Genomic DNA, 15,531 nt, shown 5'->3' on the forward strand with positions numbered 1-15,531 from the left:
GTCCTACTCCTCATAAAAACCAGTTTTAAGACCTGGGGTAGGAAGCGCACACTGTTTCAAACTGCTGAAATCCAACGAAAGATACCCATTGGTTGTTTCTGTGTTCTGGTGGCCCAAAACGGTGCTAATGATGGGGAGAGAAACGTTCTTTTTCAGCATATTGGTAGCGAGGCTATGCCTCAATGAATGAGGACCGTGCTTTTTTTGCTGCCAATGGCGGATGTTAGCTCGTTTCATATATTTACTAACAATAGAATGAACCGTCGGTCTGCTCAATTTTTTTCCCCGTTTGCCTGTCTCACAGGAAACGATAATCTCTGGTTCCTCTGTCTGTGGTCTGCCATGCTTTAGGTAATCAATAATGGCGTTTCCAACGGATGAAAGGAGTGGGTATATGACTGCACTGCTAGTCTTTTGCTGACTTAAAGAAATAGTGTTCCTGTCCCAGTCAATCTGTTCGAACTTGAGATTCACAATATCGGAGCTTCTCCAGCCATATTCAGATGCTAGCAGCAGAATTACATAATCTCTTTTACCTATTGCGGATGCTCGCTCAACAGCCTTAAGGATTCGGTGGATTTCTTCTTCTTGGTAGGTCGTTGGAATTTTTCGTTGTTTTTTGTATGAGTCCGGCAAGATGTGGATGGAGTTGTCCTGATCAGTCATGCCCGAATCGTAGGCATAGCGTAGAAACAATTTGAGTGTCGAATTGCAGTTGTGTTTAGAGGCCAGTGAATAGTTTTGGCAGCAATAGAAGTCAGCGATCATGTCTGCGTTGACATCTTTAAGTGCAATAGTATTCTTTTCCAGATAGTTGTTGAAGTAATAAAGGTAATGGCGTTTGTTTGAAATGGTGGCCTTCTTCAGACAAACATTTTCCCGAAGATGAGTAAGATAGGTTTCCATGAGTTGACCAGACTGTCCTGAAAATGAACGCAGAACCGAAGGTGTTCTGAATTCAAAATCACCTTCTTTCTGATAAGAGATGAGCATGCGTATGGCTCGCAATGGCAGTTGGTCTTTCTTTTGGATCCCGGACAAATCACGAGAACCAAAGGTTTCATCACAGTATTTAAAGCCAATACATTCATCAAAGATATCGTATTCTCTTTGTGCCATCCATTGGATCAAATCCTCCCATGTCATACTTATAATTCTGTGGCGGTTAAATGTGTACTCACGGCTGGTCAGTTCCTGTTCACAAAGCTCGACAAGTTTCCTAATCTCTTTTTCCATAAATCAATCCTCCTCAAAGTATATTGATTTATGGATATCATAACCTGTACATTATGTAAAGAGTATTGCTGTATTTATCATTAGTATAAAGGATTTCCGCATATCTTTTTACATAACGGAAGTATTAACATAACCCTTATTATGTAAAGATTAACATAATAAGGGCAAGATTGAACGCTTTTTCCTGACGGTGAGAAGACGATTTCTTCCCCTGCTTGAGGAGAGTGACTTAATTTCCCTCGATACCCTGAACAGAAAATTCTGGATCTGGCTTGAGTCTGATTATCACCGAAAGGTTCATAGCTCTTTAGGGATGACTCCACTAGATAAATTCATGTCTCAAATGATTGAAGTCAAGGTTATCGATAATCCTAATATTTTAAAGCCTTTGTTTCTAAAAAGAGAAAAACGAAAAGTGAAGCACGATGCCACAATTTCTGTCAACAGCCAGCTTTATGAGCGGCTTTATAGCCGCTTTTTCTTTTCCCAATTTAATGTGACAATATGAAAAATCTACCGCTAACCACTAATCTAATATGAATAATTGTCACTTTGCACTAGTTTTTAGACCTACTTTATTGTGAAAATTTCAGGAAATTTAATTTGACAATTCACATTTTGTTTTAGGTATTCTTCGATGGGCATGAGTTAGCCTCCTTTTCCCAACAAACCTATCTTATTTTGTTAGGTGTGAAAATAAATAAGTTGTCGAGTAGATGCAGGCCTCTCAACGGCGTCGATTGTACCTGCACCCCTCCCAGATCCGTGCTTGCGGAACTCCCGCACACGGCTCCTCAATCCTATGGTTCGCTACTGGCTTATCCATAAATGTTCACATAAATCTTGGGTTCTGGCAAAGGGTTCCATTTCAAGTATTGATTAAATTTCTCATAGGTGTAACTTCGTCGCTGACTTCTTCTATTAAGCCATTTAAACAATAGTTTAGTGATGGCATATTTGTAGCTTTGCAGCATTTTGATGTTATCGGTAATGCCGTAGTATCTGTAATGTCCAATTAGTTTCTTTTGTGTTGTTTTGTGTACTAGTTCTTGGTCTAGTGCTCTGAATTCTTTTATCCATTCTTTGAATGCTTTGACTTTAGCATTAAATTTCTTGCGACTGGTTTTGCGTTTGACTCGGTAATTACCATTTCTACCTTGGCTACAATAGTGGGTAAAGCCAAGAAAGTCAAAGGTGTCAGGCTTTTTCTTGCCTTCTCTGTAACACTTTTGTGCTGCAAATCTCCCAAAGGCTAACACTTTGCTTTTCTCTGTAGAGATTTCTAGACCAAACTTAGCCAATCGCTGTTTAAGCTCTTGATAGAACTGGATTGCTTCTTCCTTGTATTGAAAGCAGCAGATAAAGTCATCGCAGTATCGAACCATTTTGGCTTCCCCACGGCAATTCTTCCTAACTACTAATTCAAACCAAAGGTCCAGTACATAGTGCAGGTATATGTTCCCAAATAATGGTGATATGTTACCTCCTTGGATTGTTCCTCTTGTGCTGGGCTCCCAGTGATTGTTCTCTATGATTCCTGATTTGAGCATGCGCACTATTAGTCTTTTAATGTTAGGGTCTTTAATTCTTTGCTCTAGGCATCTCATCAGCCACTGGTGGTCTACATTGTCAAAGAACCCTTTGATATCAACATCTACTATGTAGTTGGTTTTCCCGCGTTGTATAATCTGGTGTAGTTGTTTTAGTGCATCATGACAGTTTCTACCGGGTCTAAACCCATGGGAGCAGTCTAGAAAGCGCTCTTCAAAGATGGGTTCTATAATTTTGTTTAATGCTAGCTGGACTAATTTGTCCTCGTATATGAGAATTCCTAAAGGTCTACTTTTGCCGTCTGCTTTGGGAATGTTTACTCTTCTTACAGGTTGGGGTTTGTACTGATGGTTCTTTAAGCGTTTTACTAAGCTACTAAGGTTTTCTGTCAGATTTTCTTCATATGCTTTCTTAGTAACCCCATCTATTCCCGTGGCCTTGTTAGCTGGTAGTTCTTGGTGACACTCCCTCAGCAATTCCTCATTTATGTGATGATATAAAGCTGTGAACGGTTCTTTTGGATATTGTTTTGCTCGTTTTGCTATGCTTATCAATTTAGTTTCCATCATTATTATCTACCCCTGTGTGTAGTTGATGTGTCCTCGACAAGCGTCATAGGACTGTTGCTGCCTTCCCTCTTCAGGCATTACCCTGCGTCATTAGTACTATTCAGCAATCCGACTCCCTGCTAGTTATTTGGTTTCCTCACTGGTTAAAGTTTGTATACCATACTCCATACTACTGGAGGACTTGCAGGGTCTCCCGGGTTACCGTGTAATCATTGTATAACATGCCTGGCTCTTAGACCCCGGAGAAGTTTCACTGGACTCGCCAATTATCGTTCAGTGTAATGTTGTCTTCCGGCCTTGTCACTCCGTCGACCTTCTCAATTACACCGTTTCGAGGCTCAATCACTTTCAGGCCTATTATCTAACTGTCAACGCTTAAAGCGCATAGTTGCCTATGCGCCTCCATGACTCGCTACTGGTGGCTTGGCTTTAGCCTTTCCAGACGGGAGTTCCACCCGTTAAATTACACGACCTTGCCCGGCCGCACGATAAGTCGGTGTCAGGCACGGGGTCTATCACGTGGTCTATCACGGGGTCTATCACGTGGTCTATCACGTGGTCTATTAGAGTGAGTCTCATTTAATGCACCTTCAGCTGTTTGAATAAGTGAAATACCATCTTGAGCATTTCTTGAAGCTTGATTAAGACCTCTAATTTGTCCTCTCATTTTCTCATTTTCTCACTAATACTTAGTCCTGCTGCGTCGTCTCCAGCTCTGTTAATTCTAAATCCTGAAGATAGTTTTTCCATCGAGTTAGCACCACGGTTCTGTGCCATGCCCAACTGACGATAGATAACGCCCAATTGTTGTTGTGCTTCCTAAAACTTCCTAGCCACAATCCTAAGCAAATCAAACAGTCTAGGACCTTGTTGCTAGTTCCATTTGTGGAAAACAAGAGAAACAAAAGCAACTTTTCCTAAGCTGAAGTTTCCATAGCTGAAACTAAAAAAAGAAAACCTAAAGCCATAGGCCCTAGGTTTTACAATGTTTTTCTCTATAATGTAATGTATTTTACAACTACAAGTTAGTTGCTTTGTTCTGATTTGACTTTTTCCTCTATTTCTCGTAATTTCTCCAGTGGTAAGTCTGTAATTTCTACTACAAAAGCTAGATTTGCACCATTCCTAAAAGCTTTTTCTGCTGTTTCAATCTTACCCAGCTTGATTCCTTGCTTCTCAGCATAAGCAATTTTAGAAATTTCATCTCTCCTAGCCTTTTCTCTAGCTCTATAGGCTTCTAGCATTTTCTCATCAGCACTAACTGTTTCTAGTGACTCTATTGCTTTGCTCATACTCTCACTCCTCCTTTTCAATTTCTCAATTTTCTCCTCATTACCTACCCTCCCGGCTTCTTTTAGAAAGGCAATCCATAGCTCTATTCCCTCTAGTTCTTCTATGTCTTTTGTCAGCTTAGGTACTTCTAAATAGTGAATTTGCAGGTCTTCTGTTAAGGTGAAATATTCTTCTCTTTCTAATAGTTTAAAGTGAGTGTGGAGTTTCTTGCTTTCACTAATAGCTTCATAATCCATGATGTTAATAACTATTGTCTTTTTAAGTTCTTCATAGGGCTCTGCTTCTCCTATTGTTTCTGCATAGGTTCTTGCCCAGTAGTAGAGGCTTCTCTTTCTATAGCTTACCTCTGGTTTTACCTGAACCTCAATGTTTACTCGTTCTCCTTTTTCCGTTTGTGCCTTAATATCTAATACTGATAGTCTGTCAAATTCGTGCTCTTTATAGTTGAATGGATTGAGATACTGTATGCTTACAATTAAGTCCTCCCCCTTAGCTCTTAGGGTATCATTTAGTAGGTCTATAAGCAATTGCTTACTTGTAGCATCTTCTCTCCCAAATAGTGCTTTAAATACGAAATCGTTCAAAGGGCTTAGCATTTTCATTTAATCACTTCCTGTAACTAGATTTCTTCTATACTTATATTTTACCATATTTAGAGAGCTCTTAACTATTTCTTTAGTAATATTTCTACTTCCTGCTTGTAACCATATTTCTTGAAAAATTCAATCAGTGCAGTAGCTACTAAGTCGTTTTGCTTAATATTTTTCTCCTTGCTGAAGTCTGTAATCATCTGAGCTAATGATGATTGCATGTAGATAGATTTAGTTATAGGATGCCCAGAAAGGGTGTACCTGGGAACCTGACCTATTTCTTGTTTCTCTCTACTTGAAACTATCAAATTCTTCAGTTCTTCTTGGTGCTCCCATAGGTAGGATAGTAATTCTTCATATTCAGTAAAGCTGGCATTTTGTTTTGTTTCAGCTAGTTTAACTACAGGTTGATTGAAGTCATCTTCTGAAATACTACCTACTTCTTCCTCTGCCACCTCACCATTACATTTGTAATTACCTAAATCATCATCCCAGTAATATCCTTTTGACTTCATATAAAGAGCTAATTCCCTGTGGTCTTTAAATCCTACTTCCTTAGATACTCTCTTGGGATCAGGACCTAACCTGTCAAAACAGTGAATAACCTCTCTCACCTTGCCTTGTGGAGAGGGGTTTTGAAATTCCCTCTCCTCTGGTAAGAAGTACTTCTTCAGATGCCTATCCCAAGAGTACCCCTGCCTCCTTACAAACATATCCATACTCTTGTAGTTCTTATAGCCTAAATCCTTAGCTAGCTGTTCCCGGTCTTTTCCTTCATCTATTCCCTGGATAATATAATCTACTTTTTCCTGATTGCCTAAGTCCATTGATTCAATAGCCATAATAGCCCCCTTTCTAGCAGCTTTTGCACTTAAAGCTACATCATTGCTACTGCTTCTTCTAACATATCTAACCCTGCGTGAGTGTAAACAGAGGTTACTTTAATGTCACTATGCCCCATCAACTTAGAGATTGACACAATATTAACCTGCTTTTTGACTAGATGAGAGGCAAATGAGTGCCTAAAAGTATGAGGTGTAATTTGCTTTTCTAATCCTAATCTTTTTCTAGTTTCTCTAACAATAGCTTCAATTCTTACCTTAGAAAATTTTCCTGTTTGTTCTGATGCAAAGAAGTATTCTGAGTCCACTCTCCACTTCTCATAGTCCTCAAACACACTTAAAAGCTTCGTGTTAATTGGAACAACTCTATCCTTAGCACCCTTTCCTTGGACTACTTTAATTAGTTTTTTCTCTAGATTTACATCATCTACTTTGAGATTGACACATTCTGATACCCTAAGACCTGCATAGAACATAGTGTAAATCACAACTTGACAGAGCCTGCTCTCAACTGCACCTACAAATTCTCTAACTTCTTCCTCAGTCAAGTAGTCTCTCTCCTTAGGCACTACTTTGATAGGCTCTACCTGCAATGTAACATCTTCAGGACAGAGCTCCTTCTTGTGAGCAAACTTGTAAAACATTTTAATTGCAGCTAAGAGTCTCCTTCTACTAGCTGCTTTGTAGTTCCGCTCATCCTTTAGCATCCTGAGAAAATCTTCAATATCATCTAAAGTAATATCCTCTAAATAAGCGGGACAGTTGTACTTCTCCTTTAGCCATTTGCTGAAAAAGGTTAAGTCCTGTAAGTATCCTTCAATAGTTCTTTGACTTCTATCGGTCCCTTCTAAGTAATCCTTGTAATGACCTAAGGCTTTAGATAGTAACATTTAGTCAGCTCCCTTCACCTGATCGTGGTAGTATCAGGATTATAATATATATTTATAAGTTACCTCATTCCAGGGTTCTACTGCATCAGCATAGTATTTTCCGTTTTCCCGAATTTTTTCAGACATTAAAAATCACAAGGGGTTGAATAGTTACTGCTGAAAGTCGGAAATTCTGAAAAATATTTTAATTTTTTTCGAGAGGATTGTATTAAAAATTAGTGCAAAATCTCTTAATTCTAGGTCAAACCACTTTTGTTTTACATCATTTTTCCGACTTTCAGACAGTCTAACTAACTATTTTTCAGCCCAGCTTGTAGTTATAATGGCTTCAGCTACAACCGGTACTTCTTTCAAATACTTTTCACCAACCTTTTCCATTGCAACTTGTAGCATTACAGCTATTTTCTCAGCCTCAGCTTCCTCACATTCAATTATAATTTCATCGTGAACACAGGCAATTATTTTTGCTGATGTTCCATTAAATATTGTAGGTAAAAAACTCAATACTTTTTTCAGAATATCCGACTCACTGCCTTGGATAGGGTTATTAACTAATTGGGTATACCTTGCTTCTTCATCAAACAACCTGCGTCTGTTGCCTAATGTTCTTGACTCTTTTGTTTTCTTTCTGCCCTCTTTTTTCTGCCAATGTTTAAGCCCTGAGTACTTCTTAAAAAACTTCTCTATGAACTCACTTGCTTCTTGTTCAGTTAATTTCACATTGTAGCTACTCCAGGCATATTTGACCAATCCTGCTGCTCCCATCCCAAAGAGCATTCCAAAATTCAAGGCTTTAGCAGCAGTTCTCATCTCCTTTGTAACTTCATCTACACTCTTACCACTAATTAATGAAGCTGTTAGCTTGTGGAGGTCATCTCCTCTTTGGTACGCTTCAATCATTTCATAGTCCTTGCTAATTTCAGCAGCTATTCTAATTTGCATTTGAGAGTAGTCAGCTACTACCAGAACATTCCCCTTGTCAGGAACAAAGCAATCTCTAAATTCCCTTCTGTTAGGTACCTGTTGTAGGTTAAAATCAGTACAGGATAGTCTCCCAGTGGCAGCCCCTAATTGAAAGTAGTTGGAGTAAATCTTACTAGTGCTCACATCTACACATTCAGGGATTTTTTTAGCAAACTGAAGCTGCTTTTCTATTTCTTTGTGCTTGAGAATTAAGCTCACCTCTTCATACCTAGGAGCAATTTGAGAAAGCTCTTCATGCTTTGTAGAGGTAATCTTTATACCTTTTTCCCCTAATGCCTGTAAGAGTTGGTTAGGGCTATTGAAATTAATATCCTGGGGAAAGTGAGCTCTTAAACTGTCTAAGCATGCTTCCTTTTCCTGCTGCAAGTTCTCCTTTAGTAAGGCTAGTTTTTCCTTGTCTACTCCTACACCGTTTAGCTCCATCTGGACAATTGCTGGTATCGTTTCAAACTCAAGCTTTGCTGTTTCTTTCAAGTCTGAGTTTTCCAGTTCAGCAGTTAATTTTTGTCTCAGTGGAAGAAGGACAGAGGCATCGATTGCAGCATATTTTAATTGCTCATCAGTTAGAGGATCTCTAGCCCAGTTACTCTTTTGCTCCTCTTTGTCTAACTTAATTTTCAAGTGTTTTTCCACTAAACTCTCTAAGCTTAATTTTGGGTTCTTTCGCCCTAGTGTCAACACACCAGCTGCTAAATAGGTATCAAATATATACTCCTGCAAGTTAATCCCTTCATTAAATAAGAACTTTAAGTCAAATTTGGCATTGTGAAATACTTTAACTGTTGGTCTCTCCAAAAATTCTTTTACTACCTGCTTCCCCTCGTCTGAAATTTTGGTCCAATCTACAATCATTACTGGTGACTTTTCCACTGCAATTTGCAAAAGTCTAATCTCACCCTTTCTAGGACATAAGGGATCTTTCCCCATGGTTTCTATGTCAACTCCAATCACCTCAGAGTCTGAGTATTTCTCTATTGATTTTTTTAGAGTTTCATCCTTAGTAACATATATATAATTAGCCATGACATCTTCCCCCTCAAGTTAAATTTGGTAAAGAGAGATGTGCTTTAAACAAACACATCTCTTTTTGAATCAGTTTTAGTAATAATGCTTTCAACAAATTGCTCAATCTCAGTTGCTTCTTTAGTCGGAAATTCTGAAATTTTTTCGGACTTAACATCTACTTTTTTAGAATTATTATTGATTTTTATTTTCATCTCACTTCTAGTGCTAGGGAGGTCAGAACTTTTTTCAGTTTCTCCGGCTGTATCAGTGGCCTCCCAGTCAATGAAAACACAGTCCTGGTTTGGTCTAGTGGGTCTCTCAACTCTTACATTGGGGATATTGCCTAACTCTCTTTTAAATGCTCCCCTGGCAAGGGGTTTAATTTGTTCTTCATAACAAAAGTCTCTATATCTATCCAAGCACTGCTTTAGCAGGATATACTCACCGTCTCGCTCTAACTCTGCCACTTCACTGTTAAACCAGTGGAGAACACTATTATTTTTCTCTTTGATTGAGTATTTTAATTTCTGCATGGAGGGACTCTCTATAAATCTTTCTCTTTCATAAAGCCGTTTTCGCCCTTCTATAGCCCAGTTCAAAATACCACTAAGCTCCGCCTTCAATTCATCCTTAAGCTTATAATTGCGCTTTTTCTTAGGCACTACTTTGTTCATCGGTATACATAGGGCCCTCTCATACATGGCATCAGAACTATCTAATATTATTGGGACATGATTTGACGCAAACATGAACTTAGCATTGTTTCTAAAGGAGACTAAGTTCTTGTGCAGGTATCTCCCAGAGATTAAATCTTCACCTAGAGCCGATTTTACAAAGGCTACATTAAACTTCTCATTTTGTCCTATTTCCGGGCCGATGTTAACTAGCTTGTCAAACAGGTTGATTGCATTAAACTCCTTGTCAATCTGCCCGATTGCCATGGCAGAGATGTTTTCTTCCCCCAACAGTGCTGAGAGGATATCTAAGATTACCCCTTTACCTGTTCGTGACTTGCCAATTAAGAACATCATTCTATGAAAATCATTTCCTGCTATTAGACAGTAACCAAACCACTCTTGAAGTGCACTAATGCTTAATTCTCTATCCTCAGGGTTTAGCAGGCTAAAGGTTTCCTCTAGAAAGCTTTCCCATTTAGGGCATTCTGCATCGGGTTCGTACTTAATGTTTACTTGATTTAAGGCATAGTAATCTTTGTCATGAGCAAGTAATGAAGGTCTGTCGTCTGAATTCATCTTTAACATCCCGTTGTCAAGACAAATCATGTTCTTCTCTCTCTGCCTGTTAATTTTGCTAACATCTATGTAGCTCTTTGTTTTAAGATAGAAATTAATATTATTTAAGTTATCCTTAGTGTACCAGTCGGCAATTTTATCTAGAATTACCTGATTAATGTTACCATCATATTTCTTCCAGCAACCAGCTCGGTAAGTATAAAATTCTTCCCCAATATAGGCTAACTCGTGTTCTTCTAAAATTTCCTCTCCTATTTTTACAAACAAGTTCTCTTTAGCTTGTTCGCTAGTATCTGTTTTGATTTGCTTTTTAAGGGCCGAAAAATTGCCCCTTTCCGGGATATTTAATTTTGATAAAGCTTTTCTAAGAAAAGCTTCTTTCATTGCTATAGAAGCATCCACTTGATTAAGTTTAGTTTCAATAAAATTTTCCAATAATTTCAAGTCTTCAATCTCATCTTCTTTAGAAAACAAGTTTTCAATTTCATCAGTTATATTAATTTCATTATTCTTCCTTTTATAACCCTTGCCTTTTTTCATTAAGTTACTTAAAATCATTCCTGCCGGGGTTGTTTGTTTACAGTTTTTCGAGCATTGAAACCCTGCCTCGCCAATGGTGGTGCACTTAGAAGGCGTATATTTACCACCCTCAACATTTCTTAAGGTATCGTTGAAGATTTTTTCACTCTCTGCTTTACTGTATCCACGATATTTTTCACTAATTTTGTGGAATATTACTCTCCCATCCTCACCAAAGACTGCTAGGTTAATGGCTAGGTGAAGCCACAGGAAGTAGTTTTGCTCTGTCGGATTTCCAGATAAATGGTTTAAGAAGTCGCATTTACTAGCCTCTTCTTTCAAGTCTTTCGCTAAAACACCTAACTGCTTATATGTATCACTCATGGTCCCTTCAGAGGGGTTTTGGTTTACAACTAGCTCTTTTTCATCAATCTCTAAAACCTCAATCAGGTACTCCAAGTCGTAAAGATTGTCTTCTTCCCAAATAGTTTCACATGGCTTTATATTTTCAGGATCCTTCATATTGTTGGTCCCTGGCATTCTGAGCATATGAGCTATATTTGTAACTGCCATATCCCCTTGAAACCTATCTGCTAGTTTCGCTATTCTTTTCGAAACCGCTTCGATTACTCTTGCCCGCTCTTGTGCATTAATTACTTCTGTTAGCTGCCAGTATGCCTGTACGCCATTACCTGAGCTAACAATGGTTGTGGGCTCAATCTTGAGCGTTTTTAATTCCGCTATTATTTTCCCCTTACAGACTTCACGATCTTTTTCAGGCATACTCTTCAATTCCTGGCCCTCAAATTCATCGTAATCTGCATACATAGAAATTGCATAGTTTACATTCTCTTTTTTGCCATCTGGTTTGTTAAAAGTATTGGGGCAAATGTATATGTCACAGTTGCTGTTTTTCTGTACAAACTTTACGGCTTCGTCAAATGTCTTGTTAAAATCTTCATCTATTTCGAAAAACTCTTGTTTGTAGAAGTTAGCTTTCCTGTTATTAATTCCAACTTTTATATAGCTGTTAACTAATTCCGTTTGAGCAAACAATTTTTTCAGGTAGGTTCTGCATTGAGTCTCATTAATGGTCATGGTGGTAAATCCCCCTTAGTATTATTTAATTAGCTGCAGCTAAAAATTTCTTAACACATTGATGCTTTTCTGATATTATATAAGTAACATAATTCATTAATTAGATTGGGTCGATTGTTCCAGCAATCGACTCCTTTTTTTAATCATCAGATGGAATGAAAGTAGGTACGGTGCTGTAATCATTTATTCCACCTTTCTCCAGCATTTTCGCTAGCCTTTCTTCTAGTAAACTTACCTTGTAATCAAATTCTTCTACAGTATCTATCTCTTCTCCCATTTTCCCACAAGCCTGTCCTTCGACAGACCCCGGTCTCTGGTACGCTCAAGCTTTCGCTCGTCATGGCATACTCTGTTGTGAGAGAACTCTTATTCAGTTGTAGCTGGCATCACCTCCTTGCTGTTCTGAATTCATCTTAACTCACAACTCTATGAATAGCACTGACAGAAAAAATCAAAAAAAATGTCATTGACAAACAAAAAAAAAAGAGCCCTATTTAGGCTCCTTGGTCCGTTTCCTCTAGTAGACATTCTAGCTCTTCAATCCAGTTATCTAAGGGCTCATGCAAACTTTTAATTACTTCAACCCTCTTTTTAACTGGTAATTGATTAACTATACTTACGGCTTTATTAACTCTTTTCATTGTTTCATCATATAGTGAGTTTACCTTATACATCATAGCGTCTTCGGCTAATTTTATTGCTTGACTTCTAAGAGGTTCATTAAATTCTTCCGCTTTTTGCAACAACTGGTCATGAAATTCTCTAGCTTCTTCATAGGTTGTCTCTTTTTTAAGCAAAGTGTTTTTTAAGTATGGTGTATCTAGCTCACTAATGAACCACCTTATGTATTCAGCAAGTTCTTTATCAAACTCTAAGCCTCCCTTCTCATTTTTAAATTCATCTTGATGTATTCCTAAAAAATCTAGTAGCTTATAAAGGCGTCTTCTCACAGTTTTTTCCTCCAAATATAGCCCTTCTGCTAGTTCTTCAAAGCTTATTGTCTCCACCTTCATAGCTTATCACCTCCGGGTAATTTTAGTTGCAATTCTATCAGCTATTTTAACATTTTATTCATTCGTATAGAAGAAGAATTTAGCACAACTTACTAAACTACAGAATTCTGTACAAAAAAAGAAGAGGGTGTCCTCTTCAAAATCAAAGTCCTTGCTTTTTAAAACGCTTCCATTGGTCCGTTATACAAAACTTGCTTACCTTAACAAGTTTCCTCCCTACTTTTTCACCCTTTTATCCGCAATTAAGATTATGATTTCTGCAATCAAGTCTACAATTTTGGTTGTTAGTCTCATTTTCATCTTAATTCCCCTTTCTTATATGTGACCTAACTCTTTTAGGCTTTTGAATTTATTCTCGCCAATTATGATGTGGTCTAGGACAGGTATTCCCATTACCTCACCAGCTTCAACTAGTCGCTTAGTAATTGCAATATCCTCACTACTTGCTTCAGGGTTTCCGCTAGGATGATTGTGGGATACTATGATACTAGCTGAATTAGAAATTACTGCTACTTTGAATACCTCTCTAACACTCACATTGCAAGAACTTAAGGATCCTATTGCGACTACATTTATAGCTGTGGGTTGGTTTTTGGTATCTAGGCAAATTACTATGAACTTTTCTCTATCTGCTTCAGCAAGAAATTCCTCCATCAGACATGCCACATCTGATGGAGAGGTTATTTTCCTCTGCTGGTACAGGACTGTTGCTTCTCTGACCATTTTTAGGCTCACTATGTTTACTCTTTTAGCTGGATTGTGCTTTTTCATTTATTTCGTCCTTTCTTTATTAGGTTTAGAATTCTTTTAGGGCTGCCAGTAGCACAGCTTGGTTATTAAGGATACAAATTTCTACAAACTCTAGCTTCAACAGCTCCACATGGGGCTCTCTTATCTTCATTAGTTCATCTACTGCCTCTTCCTTAGTGGTGTTGTCTATCCACATTTCAACTATCTGTTCCTTATCAAAGAATTCTTCTACATAGTAGCTGTCTTCTAACAGCTCTATGAGTGTGTCTCTAGTGTAGTCTTCCAGGTCTGCATCCCTGAGTTTCAAGAGGTAGTCATCAGTTTCTATGTAGCCTTCCATTTCTAAGTCTGTTATGTATTGCTTGGCTGTATCTATTGAGATTGGGTTGTCATGCTCATTTAGCCAGAGGTAGAGAGCTATTACTGGGTATTCTTCTTCAGCTAGCTCTAGGGCTAAGTCTAGATCTAGTTCAGTTAGGTAGCTTTCTTGGGAGGTGCTTTGGTACAATTGCTCTAGTTTATTAGCTCTTTCTCTAGAAATGCCTTTGTATTTATCCACCAGCTGCTGCAGCTCTCTACTAAAAAATCTCTGCAGCACTGGTTCCTGGGGTAGCGTTATATTTATATTCACGGCTAATCATCTCCTTATAGGTTAATGCAGTTATAAATGTCTGTTATTACTTCCTTAGTAATTCCAATGTAGTTAAGGGTCATGGTCTGACTGCTATGGTTTAGCATTTTCTGCAGGGTAGGCAGGATCATGGGGTTTTTGGCTGCGTTATTTATATAGATTTGGTAGGCCCAGGTCTTCCTTAGGGTGTGACTGCCAAAGTTACCTTTTATATTTAGCTCCCTGAGGGTTTCTTTGATTATTTTTCTAGCTGAGTCTACACTAAGGTGGGTATTACCTCTTTGACTGGGGAAGAGGTAGTCATTAGGATTTGGCTTATTGTGTGAGTAGGTGCTTTGCAGGTAGGTCTTAATTGCTTCTTTGGCACTGCTGTTTAAGACAAATTCTCTAGGCTTCCCTGTTTTTTCTTCGTAAATATAGACACTATCAGCAATTCCTTTCTCTGTAAGCACATCTTTTAGCTTTAGTGAGAGTAAATCTCCTGCTCTAAGTCCCACATTAATTCCCATTACAAAGAGCATGTAGTCTCTTTTGCTCCCTTTTCCAATCAAGTACTGCTTAACCTTCTGAATGTGTTTTGGGTTTTTGATGGGTTCAACTTCACGAGCCTTTGGAATTCCCCTGCTGGTGCACTCATTTTTCACTCATCCTTCACCTCCAGGTTCTAGCTGACTTTTTGTTCTAGGTGTTAGTTAGTCAGCATTTGGTTTTTGTTTTTGACTGAGGTTAGTGACTTGTTTTCCCTCAATCCCTTACAGCCCAATGATTTTAGTAAAAATTAAACTCGCTGACTTCTTTAAGAAGTTAGCGAGTCTGGTTAGGTGTAGGTCAGGTCACTTTTTTATTTTCAGCTTGTTTCTGAGGCTGCTACTGGCCCTACAGGTGGTGCTTTTTGATGTAGTCTTCAACTGCAAGATTAATTAGAGCAGTGATGCTCGAAATCTTTCCAGTGGCTTTTAGTTGGGTAACCTTACTATGAAGCGACTTTTCTAGGTAGGTTGTTATCCTTTTATGGCTATCTTCAAAGGGTAGTTTTGGTGCTAGGGTATTGTCTATTTTTGGTGAGGTAGGGGGGACTTGAGGTGAGGGGCTTTCTGGTTGAGTTTCTTTAGGTTCTTTAAATTGATTTTTAAACTTCTTTTTGCTTTCAATGGCCTGCTTGGCAGTTTCAGCTAGCTTAATTTTCTTCATTTAATCAGCTCCCTATTTTTAGATTTGCATCAACGGCTACATCAACATCTTCGTAGAGGTCTATGTAGATGTATACGTAGATGTCTATGTATTTGTTTAGGGAGATGGTGCTTTTT

General features: G+C 38.4%; 13 protein-coding genes and 2 pseudogenes. 1 reads left to right on the forward strand and 14 read right to left on the reverse strand.

Translation table 11 applies throughout. From position 1 onward, the window contains the following. Window positions 1–3: 3 nt before the first annotated feature. Window positions 4–1,236: a tyrosine-type recombinase/integrase gene (locus tag GGQ84_RS02365; protein ID WP_429158651.1), complete on the reverse strand. Its 1,233-nt coding sequence runs from the start codon at window positions 1,234–1,236 to the stop codon at window positions 4–6. A gap of 157 nt (window positions 1,237–1,393) precedes the next feature. Here GGQ84_RS02365 and GGQ84_RS02370 point away from each other — a divergent pair. Beyond that, window positions 1,394–1,696 (forward strand): annotated as a pseudogene (locus tag GGQ84_RS02370) (IS481 family transposase); the annotation flags it as partial. A 358-nt stretch (window positions 1,697–2,054) separates the two neighbouring features. Here GGQ84_RS02370 and ltrA read toward each other — a convergent pair. From ltrA to GGQ84_RS02435, 13 genes and pseudogenes are all read right to left on the reverse strand, one after another. After that, a complete protein-coding gene (gene ltrA / locus GGQ84_RS02375) occupies window positions 2,055–3,356 on the reverse strand; it encodes a group II intron reverse transcriptase/maturase (protein ID WP_429158653.1) in 1,302 nt (433 codons plus the stop codon). Window positions 3,357–3,903: 547 nt separating this feature from the next. Continuing rightward, window positions 3,904–4,133 (reverse strand): annotated as a pseudogene (locus GGQ84_RS02380) (flagellin N-terminal helical domain-containing protein); the annotation flags it as partial. A 248-nt stretch (window positions 4,134–4,381) separates the two neighbouring features. Beyond that, window positions 4,382–5,251 carry an Rpn family recombination-promoting nuclease/putative transposase gene (locus GGQ84_RS02385; protein ID WP_429158656.1) on the reverse strand — a complete coding sequence of 290 codons (870 nt, stop codon included), beginning with the start codon at window positions 5,249–5,251 and terminating at the stop codon, window positions 4,382–4,384. Window positions 5,252–5,316: 65 nt separating this feature from the next. Further along, window positions 5,317–6,081, reverse strand: coding sequence for a hypothetical protein (locus tag GGQ84_RS02390; RefSeq protein ID WP_429158658.1), 765 nt, complete (start codon window positions 6,079–6,081; stop codon window positions 5,317–5,319). 35 nt (window positions 6,082–6,116) lie between these two features. Next, window positions 6,117–6,971, reverse strand: a complete 855-nt coding sequence (locus tag GGQ84_RS02395) for a tyrosine-type recombinase/integrase (protein ID WP_429158660.1) — start codon at window positions 6,969–6,971, stop codon at window positions 6,117–6,119. 294 nt (window positions 6,972–7,265) lie between these two features. Continuing rightward, entirely contained in the window at window positions 7,266–8,978 is a 1,713-nt protein-coding gene (locus tag GGQ84_RS02400) for a DNA polymerase (protein WP_429158663.1), read from the reverse strand. 44 nt (window positions 8,979–9,022) lie between these two features. Further along, window positions 9,023–11,830 (reverse strand): DNA primase family protein, encoded by a 2,808-nt coding sequence (locus tag GGQ84_RS02405; protein ID WP_429158666.1) that lies wholly within the window; start codon window positions 11,828–11,830, stop codon window positions 9,023–9,025. 139 nt (window positions 11,831–11,969) lie between these two features. Continuing rightward, entirely contained in the window at window positions 11,970–12,107 is a 138-nt protein-coding gene (locus GGQ84_RS02410; protein ID WP_429158668.1) for a hypothetical protein, read from the reverse strand. A gap of 217 nt (window positions 12,108–12,324) precedes the next feature. After that, window positions 12,325–12,843 carry a hypothetical protein gene (locus GGQ84_RS02415; protein ID WP_429158671.1) on the reverse strand — a complete coding sequence of 173 codons (519 nt, stop codon included), beginning with the start codon at window positions 12,841–12,843 and terminating at the stop codon, window positions 12,325–12,327. 315 nt (window positions 12,844–13,158) lie between these two features. After that, window positions 13,159–13,614, reverse strand: coding sequence for a JAB domain-containing protein (locus GGQ84_RS02420; RefSeq protein WP_429158673.1), 456 nt, complete (start codon window positions 13,612–13,614; stop codon window positions 13,159–13,161). Between the two features lie 25 nt (window positions 13,615–13,639). Continuing rightward, window positions 13,640–14,224 (reverse strand): hypothetical protein, encoded by a 585-nt coding sequence (locus GGQ84_RS02425; RefSeq protein ID WP_429158675.1) that lies wholly within the window; start codon window positions 14,222–14,224, stop codon window positions 13,640–13,642. 14 nt (window positions 14,225–14,238) lie between these two features. After that, window positions 14,239–14,868, reverse strand: a complete 630-nt coding sequence (locus GGQ84_RS02430) for a tyrosine-type recombinase/integrase (protein ID WP_429158677.1) — start codon at window positions 14,866–14,868, stop codon at window positions 14,239–14,241. A gap of 232 nt (window positions 14,869–15,100) precedes the next feature. Beyond that, on the reverse strand, window positions 15,101–15,415 hold the full coding sequence (locus GGQ84_RS02435) for a hypothetical protein (RefSeq protein ID WP_429158679.1): 315 nt from the start codon (window positions 15,413–15,415) through the stop codon (window positions 15,101–15,103). Window positions 15,416–15,531: the final 116 nt, after the last annotated feature.

It is taken from the genome of Desulfitispora alkaliphila, from assembly GCF_050433185.1.
In the GTDB taxonomy this organism is placed as follows: Bacteria; Bacillota; Desulfitisporia; order Desulfitisporales; family Desulfitisporaceae; genus Desulfitispora; species Desulfitispora alkaliphila.

Bases quoted from the DNA above. Each gene is read 5' to 3' on its own strand.
- GGQ84_RS02365 (WP_429158651.1), bottom strand. From the start codon at position 1,236: ATGGAAAAAGAGATTAGGAAACTTGTCGAGCTTTGTGAACAGGAACTG.
- ltrA (WP_429158653.1), bottom strand. From the start codon at position 3,356: ATGATGGAAACTAAATTGATAAGCATAGCAAAACGAGCAAAACAATAT.
- GGQ84_RS02385 (WP_429158656.1), bottom strand. From the start codon at position 5,251: ATGAAAATGCTAAGCCCTTTGAACGATTTCGTATTTAAAGCACTATTT.
- GGQ84_RS02390 (WP_429158658.1), bottom strand. From the start codon at position 6,081: ATGGCTATTGAATCAATGGACTTAGGCAATCAGGAAAAAGTAGATTAT.
- GGQ84_RS02395 (WP_429158660.1), bottom strand. From the start codon at position 6,971: ATGTTACTATCTAAAGCCTTAGGTCATTACAAGGATTACTTAGAAGGG.
- GGQ84_RS02400 (WP_429158663.1), bottom strand. From the start codon at position 8,978: ATGGCTAATTATATATATGTTACTAAGGATGAAACTCTAAAAAAATCA.
- GGQ84_RS02405 (WP_429158666.1), bottom strand. From the start codon at position 11,830: ATGACCATTAATGAGACTCAATGCAGAACCTACCTGAAAAAATTGTTT.
- GGQ84_RS02410 (WP_429158668.1), bottom strand. From the start codon at position 12,107: ATGGGAGAAGAGATAGATACTGTAGAAGAATTTGATTACAAGGTAAGT.
- GGQ84_RS02415 (WP_429158671.1), bottom strand. From the start codon at position 12,843: ATGAAGGTGGAGACAATAAGCTTTGAAGAACTAGCAGAAGGGCTATAT.
- GGQ84_RS02420 (WP_429158673.1), bottom strand. From the start codon at position 13,614: ATGAAAAAGCACAATCCAGCTAAAAGAGTAAACATAGTGAGCCTAAAA.
- GGQ84_RS02435 (WP_429158679.1), bottom strand. From the start codon at position 15,415: ATGAAGAAAATTAAGCTAGCTGAAACTGCCAAGCAGGCCATTGAAAGC.